At 67.6% G+C, this 6,790-nt stretch carries 5 protein-coding genes and 1 pseudogene (1 of these 6 running past the window's edge); all 6 read right to left on the bottom strand.

All coding sequences use genetic code 11. From position 1 onward, the window contains the following. Positions 1–1,378, bottom strand: partial view of an Asp-tRNA(Asn)/Glu-tRNA(Gln) amidotransferase subunit GatB gene (gene gatB, locus BLP62_RS12380; RefSeq protein ID WP_093008628.1) — the 5' portion only. It extends 32 nt beyond the left edge of the window; 1,378 of the gene's 1,410 nt are visible here — the first part of the coding sequence; the start codon lies at positions 1,376–1,378; its stop codon lies beyond the left edge, outside the window. Between the two features lie 3 nt (positions 1,379–1,381). Beyond that, the gene (locus tag BLP62_RS12385; protein ID WP_093008629.1) at positions 1,382–2,482 is read right to left on the bottom strand and encodes a type IV pilus twitching motility protein PilT; all 1,101 of its coding nucleotides are present in this window, start codon (positions 2,480–2,482) and stop codon (positions 1,382–1,384) included. An 8-nt stretch (positions 2,483–2,490) separates the two neighbouring features. After that, complete coding sequence (gene pilB / locus BLP62_RS12390) at positions 2,491–5,160, bottom strand: type IV pilus assembly ATPase PilB (protein WP_093008630.1); 2,670 nt, start codon at positions 5,158–5,160, stop codon at positions 2,491–2,493. Further along, positions 5,135–5,638, bottom strand: a complete 504-nt coding sequence (locus BLP62_RS12395; protein ID WP_093008631.1) for a YqeG family HAD IIIA-type phosphatase — start codon at positions 5,636–5,638, stop codon at positions 5,135–5,137. The genes pilB and BLP62_RS12395 overlap by 26 nt, the downstream gene beginning before the upstream one ends. Before the next feature lie 35 nt (positions 5,639–5,673). Continuing rightward, positions 5,674–6,399: a peptidoglycan editing factor PgeF gene (gene pgeF, locus BLP62_RS12400; protein ID WP_093008632.1), complete on the bottom strand. Its 726-nt coding sequence runs from the start codon at positions 6,397–6,399 to the stop codon at positions 5,674–5,676. Positions 6,400–6,475: 76 nt separating this feature from the next. Next, positions 6,476–6,790: pseudogene (locus BLP62_RS14445) on the bottom strand (transposase); the annotation flags it as partial.

The following is a 6,790-nucleotide window of genomic DNA, read 5'->3' on the forward strand; positions in this document are numbered from 1 at the left end:
TCCGCACCGCCTCGGGCTTGGCCTGGCCCTTGGTCTTGCGCATCACCTGGCCCACCAGGGCGTCCAGGGCCTTGAGCTTGCCCTGGCGGACGCTCTCCGCCGCCTCGGGCATGGCGGCGATGGCCTCGGCCACCAAGGCCTTCAGCGCCCCCTCGTCCGCCACCACCCTAAGCCCCCGCGCCCGCACCAGGGCCTCGGGGTCTTGGCCCTCCAGGAGCTCGGGGAGGAGGCCCTTGGCCACCCGGCTCGTGACCTCCCCCCGCTCAAAGAGGGCCACCAGGCGGGCGAAGGCCTCGGGGCTCAGGCGGGTGGCCTCCAGGCCGAGGCCCCGCTCGTTCAAAAGGCCCATGAGGTCCGCCAGGAGCCAGTTGGCCAGGGCCTGGGGGGAGGCGAGGCCTAAAGAGAGGGCCTCGTCCAGGAAGCGGGAAAGGGCCGGGGCGTAGGCCAGGACCTCGGCGTCCTTTTCCTTGATGCCCAGGGCGCGGTAGCGGGCCTCCTTCTCCCAGGGGAGCTCGGGAAGGCTTTGCCGCACCTCCTCAAGCCAGTCCCGGGGGATGGCCACCGGGGGCAGGTCGGGCTCGGGGAAGTAGCGGTAGTCGGCCTCCTCCTCCTTGGTGCGCATGGGGTAGGTCTTGCCGCTTCCCTCCTCAAAGCCCAGGGTCGCCTGCTTCACCCTTTCCCCCCGCCTCAGGACCTCCGTCTGGCGGCGGATCTCGTACTCCAGGGCCCGCTGGACGCTTTTAAAGGAGTTGAGGTTCTTGATCTCCACCTTGGTGCCCAAGGGCTCCCCCACCCGGCGCACGGAGACGTTCACGTCGGCCCGGAGCTTGCCCTCCTCGGGGCTTGCGTCCGAGATCCCCAGGGTCTGGACCAGGGCCTGGATGCGCTGGAGGAAGAGCCTGGCCTCCTCGGGGGTCTTGAGGTCGGGCTCGGTGACGAGCTCAATGAGGGGGCTTCCCGCCCGGTTGAGGTCCAAAAGCGTCCGCCCCTCCAGGTGCAGGCTCTTCCCCGCGTCCTCCTCCAGGTGGAGGCGCTTGATGCGCACCCTTCGCCCCCCCAAGGGCAGGCTTCCCCCCCGGCCCAAGGGGAGGTCGTACTGGCTGATCTGGTAGTTCTTGGGGAGGTCGGGGTAGAAGTAGTGCTTGCGGTGGAAGACGAGCCTTCCCGGCACCTCGGCCCCCAGGGCCAGGGCGAGCCTGAGGCCGTACTCCACCGCCAGCCGGTTGGCCACGGGAAGGGCCCCGGGCAGGCCCAGGCAGACGGGGCAGGTGTGGGTGTTGGGCTCCGCTCCGAAGTAGTCGGCCTCGCAGCCGCAGAAGGCCTTGGTCCGGGTTTTGAGGTGCAGGTGGACCTCGAGGCCGATGACCGCCTCGTACATGGCTTAGAGTTTACCGCGCCGCGCCTCCTGGCCCTCCCCTACCCCCGCAAGCCGCATGAACTCCTTGGGGTCCACGGCCCGGGCAAGCCCCATCTCGTAGGTGATGAGCTTGCGCTTGTAGAGGTCGGCGAGGCAGGCGTCCATGGTGATCATCCCGTACTGGCCCCCGGTCTGGATCACGCTCCTGAGCTGGTGGCTCTTTCCCTCCCGGATGAGGGCCCTCACCGCGGGGGTGGCGATCATGAGCTCATAGGCCAGGACCCTTCCGCCCCCGAAGGCCTTGGGCAGGAGCTGCTGGGTGAGCACGGCCACCAGGTTGTTGGAAAGCTGCACCCTGACCTGCTCCTGCTGGGCCTCCGGGAAGACGTCAATGATCCGGTCAATGGTCTCGGGAGCGGAGTTGGTGTGGAGGGTGCCCATGACCAGGTGCCCCGTCTCGGCGGCGGTGATGGCGGCGGCGATGGTCTCATAGTCCCGCATCTCCCCCACCAGGATCACGTCCGGGGCCTGGCGGAGCACGCTCCGCAGGGCCTTGTGGAAGCCGTGGGTGTCCGCCCCGATCTCCCGCTGGTTGATGATGGCCTTCTTGTGCTTGTGGAAGAACTCTATGGGGTCCTCAATGGTCACGATGTGCACGGGCTTGCGTTCGTTGATGTAGTCAATCATGGAGGCCAGGGTGGTGCTCTTCCCGCTCCCCGTGGGCCCCGTGACCAGGACCAGACCCCTTGGGCTCATGGCGATCTCGGCGATGGCCTTGGGGAGGCCCAGCTCTTCAAAGCTCTTGATGACGGCGGGCACCACCCTCAAGACCCCGCCCACGCTTCCCCGCTGCAGGAAGACGTTCACCCGGAAGCGCCCCTTCCCCGGGAGGCTGAAGGAAAAGTCCAGCTCCTTCTCCTCCTCAAAGACCCGCTGCTGCTTCTCGTCCATGAGGGCGTACATGAGGCGGCGGGTGTCCTGGGGGGTGAGGGGCTCGTACTCCGTGGGGTGGAACTCCCCGTCCACCTTGACCATGGGGGGCAGGCCCACGGTGACCACCAGGTCGCTCGCCCCCCGCTCCACGGCCAGGCTCAAAAGGTCCACGATGTCGGGTGTCTTCGGCATGCTCCCTCCTACTCAATGGTCCTCGCCAGGACCTCCTCGAGGGTGGTGATCCCCTGGAAGGCCTTTTGGAGGCCGTCTTCCCGGAGGGTCTTCATGCCCTTCCTCCGGGCGATCTCCTTGATCTCCGTGGCCGACTTCCCCGCCACGATGGCGTGGCGGATCTCGTCGTCCACCACCAAAAGCTCGTGGATGGCGTAGCGGCCCTTGTAGCCCGTGCCGCTACAGCGCTCGCAGCCCATGCCCTTGTAGAGCTTGACCCCCCCTATCTCCGCCTCGGAGAGGCCAAGGCGCCTCAGGACCTCGGGGTCGGGCTTCACCTCCACCTTGCAACTGTCGCAGATCTTCCGCACGAGCCTCTGGGAGAGGACCCCGATGAGGGCGGCGGAGATGTTGAAAAGCTCTACCCCCATCTCGTCCAGGCGGGTGATGGCCTGGGCGGCGTCGTTGGTGTGGAGGGTGGCGATGACCAGGTGCCCGGTGAGGGCGGCCTCGGTGGCGATCTTGGCGGTTTCGGAGTCCCGGATCTCCCCCACCATGATGATGTCCGGGTCCTGCCTGAGGAAGGCCCTTAGGGCCCGGGCGAAGGTGAGCCCCGCCTGGGGGTTCACCTGGGTCTGGTTGATGCCTGGGATCTCGTACTCCACGGGGTCCTCTATGGTCTGGGTGTTCTTGTCGGGGGTGGCGATGCGCTTCAGGATGGAGAAGGTGGTGAAGCTCTTGCCCGACCCTGTGGGCCCGGTGATGAGGAAGATGCCGTAGGGCTTGGAGATGACCTCCTGGAAGCGCTCAAAGACCCCGGGGGCGAAGCCCAAGCCCTCAATTTCCGGGATGTCGCTGGCCTTTTTCAGAAGGCGCATCACCGCCTTCTCCCCGTACACCGTGGGCAGGGTGGAAAGGCGGAGGTCCACGTCAATGGCGCCCTCCCGGTAGCGCACGCGGCCGTCTTGGGGGAGGCGCTTCTCGGCGATGTTGAGGTTCCCCATGATCTTGACGACGCTGATGATGGGGTTCAGGGCCCCCTTGGGCAAGGTGGTGTACTGGCGCAAAGCCCCGTCAATCCGGAGGCGCACCAGGACGTCCGAAGGCCTGGGCTCAATGTGGATGTCGGAGGCGTCTTGGAGGTAGGCCTCCCGGATCACCTGCTTGACGAAGCGCTGGGCGGCGCTTTCGTCCAGGTCCGCGAGGGCCTGGGCCTCCTCCTCCTGGTAGCCCTTGGAGAGCTCCTTGGCGAGCTCCCCAAGCTCCTCCTTCCCGTAGAAGCGCTCAATGAGCTTGGTGATGGCCGCCTCCGTGGCCACCGCCGGGGCCACTTCGTAGGCGAGGCCCTTCCGCTTCAGGGCCAGGCGCACGTCGTCCAGGGCCAGGATGTTCCGGGGGTCTTTCATGAGAAGGACCAGGCGGCTCCCCTCTAAGCGGTGGGGGAAGACGCCGTAGCGCCGGGCCAGATCCTCGGGGATGAGGAGGGCGGCGCCTGGGTCTGGGGGGTCCCGCTCGGGGTCCACGTAGGGGTACCCCAGCTGGGCGGCCACCGCCTGGGCCAGGGCCTCGGGCTTGAGCTTCCCCGACTGGACCAAGGTGTCCTCCAGACGGCCCCCGCCCTGGCGCTGCCTCTTCAGGGCCTCCTCCACGTCCTCGGGCTTGACGAGGCCAAGCTCCACCAGGATCTCCCCCAGGGGCTTGGCCTTGGGCAGGCGCTTTTGCACCTCCAAGGCCTCCCTGAGGTGTTCCCGGGAAAGGCGCCCCTCCTGCACCAAGACCTCCCCCAGGCGCCCCTTCTCGGGGTAGGCCCGCTGGAAAAGGGCCTCCCAGGCCTGGGGCAGGGTGAGGTAGAAGCGGGCGGGGCGGCCCAAGAGCCCCTCCACCGCCTCCTTGTGCCGGGGGTCAGAGAGGACCACCTCCACCTTCCCCTCCCTAAAGCCCACGGGCACGGCCCCGTAACGCAGGGCGTCCGACCGAAGGAGGAGGGCGGTGGCGGCGGGGTCAGGATTTAAACCCTCGGTGCTTTCCAGGGACTCCAGCCCGTGCTGCTCGGCCAGGGTCCGGTAGAGGTCCTTCTCGGAAAGGCCTTTTTGCACCAGAATCCGCCCCAGAAGGTCCCCCGTCCTCTCCTGCTCCACCAAGGCCTCCTCCAAGGCCTCTCGGGAAAGGAGGCCCTTCTTCACCAGGAGTTCCCCCAGCTTCAGCTCCCTTTGGCTCGGGCCCGAGGGCAAAGGGGGAAGGGGCAGACCGAGCTCGGGGTAGTTCTTGGCCAGGGCGTAGAGGAAGTCGCTCTTGGTGGCCTGGTAGGGCTCCACCACCAAGCCGGTGAGGTCCTCCACCTCCTCCAAGGCCAAAGGGTCCAAGGGGTTGACGAAGGCCACCCGCACCACCCCGGCCTCCTCGTCCAGGGCGAAGGGGATGGCTTGGAGCTCTTTGGCCTTCTCGGCAGGGAGCAGGGCCTTCACCTTGGGGGGGATCTCCAGGGAGCCAAGCTCCACCAAGGGGATGCCGAAGTGGTCCTCAATGGCTTGGGCGATGCGCCTTTCCGAGAGAAGGCCCATGTCGCTGATCACCTCGGCCAAGGACCCCCCCACCTCCCGGTGCCTTTCCAGGGCCATCTGCAGCTCCTCGTCCGTGAGGAGCCCGGCGTCCAAGAGGATCGCCCCGAGCCTTTTATCGCCTATGGTCAAGACGCTCATCTCCCACCCCTCGAGGTCTTCTAAACGGAGTCTCCAGCATCCGTATGAAACGCGTGTAAAAGAACTCCCTCTCCCTTAGAGGCGGCACCAAGACCGTGTAGGCCCCCACCAGGTTTCCCCCGAGGACGTCGGTGAAGACCTGGTCCCCCACCACCGCCACCTCCTCAGCGGGAAGGCCCAGGGCCTTCAGGGCCCGGCGAAACCCGAGCCAAGGCTTGAGGGCCGGGGCGTGGCCGGGAAGGCCAAGGGCCTTTTGCACCCGGGCGAAGCGCTCGGGGAGGGCGTTGGAAAGGAGGTAGACGGGCACCGCTTCCCTCAGGGCCAAAAGCCAGGCCCGGTAGGCCTCGGGAAGCTCCTCGTCCCCGTAGGGCAGGAGGGTGTTGTCCAGGTCCAGGATCACCCCCTTGAGGCCCCGGGCCCTAAGCCACTCCGGGGTGAGGTGGAGGAGGGAGGGGAGCACCTCCCGGGGGAAGAGCATGGCCTCATTCTGCCACGGGCAGGGTGAACGGGCGCTTAACGGGGGAGGAGGACGAGGCCCCACATCCTTCCCGTCCTCCCCCGGTCGCGGCGGTGGGAGAAGAGGTTGGGGTCGCAGTGGGTGCAAAGCCCCACCCGGTAGATCCGCTCCTCCTTAAGCCCCGCCCCCTTGGCCTGGAGGAGGAGGGCCCTTTCCAGGTCCAGGAGGTACTTTCCCGGGGCCTTGGGGTCGGGAGCGAAGGCGAAAAGCCCCGCCCGGGCGAAGGCCTCCGCCACCTCCTCCCCCACCTGGTAGCAGGCCCCCCCGATCCCCGGGCCGATGGCCAGGTGGGCCTCCCTGGGGTCCAGGCCCAGGGCCAAAAGGCGCTCCAGGGCCTTGGGGAGGATCCCCCCCACCACCCCCCGCCAGCCCGCGTGCAAGGCCCCCACCAGCCCCCCGGGGTGGTAGAGGAGGAGGGGGTAGCAGTCCGCCACCCCCACCCTTAGGAGGAGGCCGGGGGTGCGGGTGAGGAGGCCGTCCCCTTCCCAGGTCCCGGGGCCTTCCACCAGGTGGACCTCCGTGCCGTGGACCTGCTTTAAGGCGGCCACCGGGGGGTGGCCGAAGGCCTCGAGGACCCGCCTTTGGTTCTCCGCCACCCTCTTGGGGTCGTCCCCGGTGGCGGCGGAGAGGTTGAGGCTAGAGAAGGGGCCTTCGGACACGCCCCCAAGCCTCGTGGTGAAGCCGTGGGGGACGGGAAGAGGGGTGGTGAGGAGGGGCACCATCCCCTCCATTCTGCCAGGTGCAAGGTGTTTTATACCCTTGAGCCCCCCTTTTCGGATATTCACCTGCGTACTCACCTCACGCCACCACCCGCAACACCCGGGTGATGGGCAGACCCGCCTGCCCAAGAAGCTGGGCCACCACGCTCCAGGCCATCACCCAAGCTTCCACTTGCAGGGCCACCGCCTTCAGCCCCCGTACCCTCCCCACCGCCCCCACCAGCCCCATCGGTCCCTTCAGCAGACCAAAGACCGTCTCCAGCTCCCACCGCCGCCCCAAAAGCCTCCGGTACGCACCTCTCCCCCGCCGCCGCAGGTTCAAAAGCCGCCCCCTCCCCTTTGGCCTTCCCCGTCTCCGGTTATGCCCCGTCACCAGAAGCATCCCTCGCCTCCT

Source organism: Thermus arciformis (genome assembly GCF_900102145.1).
GTDB classification, from domain to species: Bacteria; Deinococcota; Deinococci; order Deinococcales; family Thermaceae; genus Thermus; species Thermus arciformis.

Coding starts and splice junctions, on each gene's coding strand:
- BLP62_RS12385 (WP_093008629.1), bottom strand. CDS start 2,482: ATGCCGAAGACACCCGACATCGTGGACCTTTTGAGCCTGGCCGTGGAG.
- BLP62_RS12395 (WP_093008631.1), bottom strand. CDS start 5,638: ATGCTCTTCCCCCGGGAGGTGCTCCCCTCCCTCCTCCACCTCACCCCG.
- pgeF (WP_093008632.1), bottom strand. CDS start 6,399: ATGGTGCCCCTCCTCACCACCCCTCTTCCCGTCCCCCACGGCTTCACC.
- pilB (WP_093008630.1), bottom strand. CDS start 5,160: ATGAGCGTCTTGACCATAGGCGATAAAAGGCTCGGGGCGATCCTCTTG.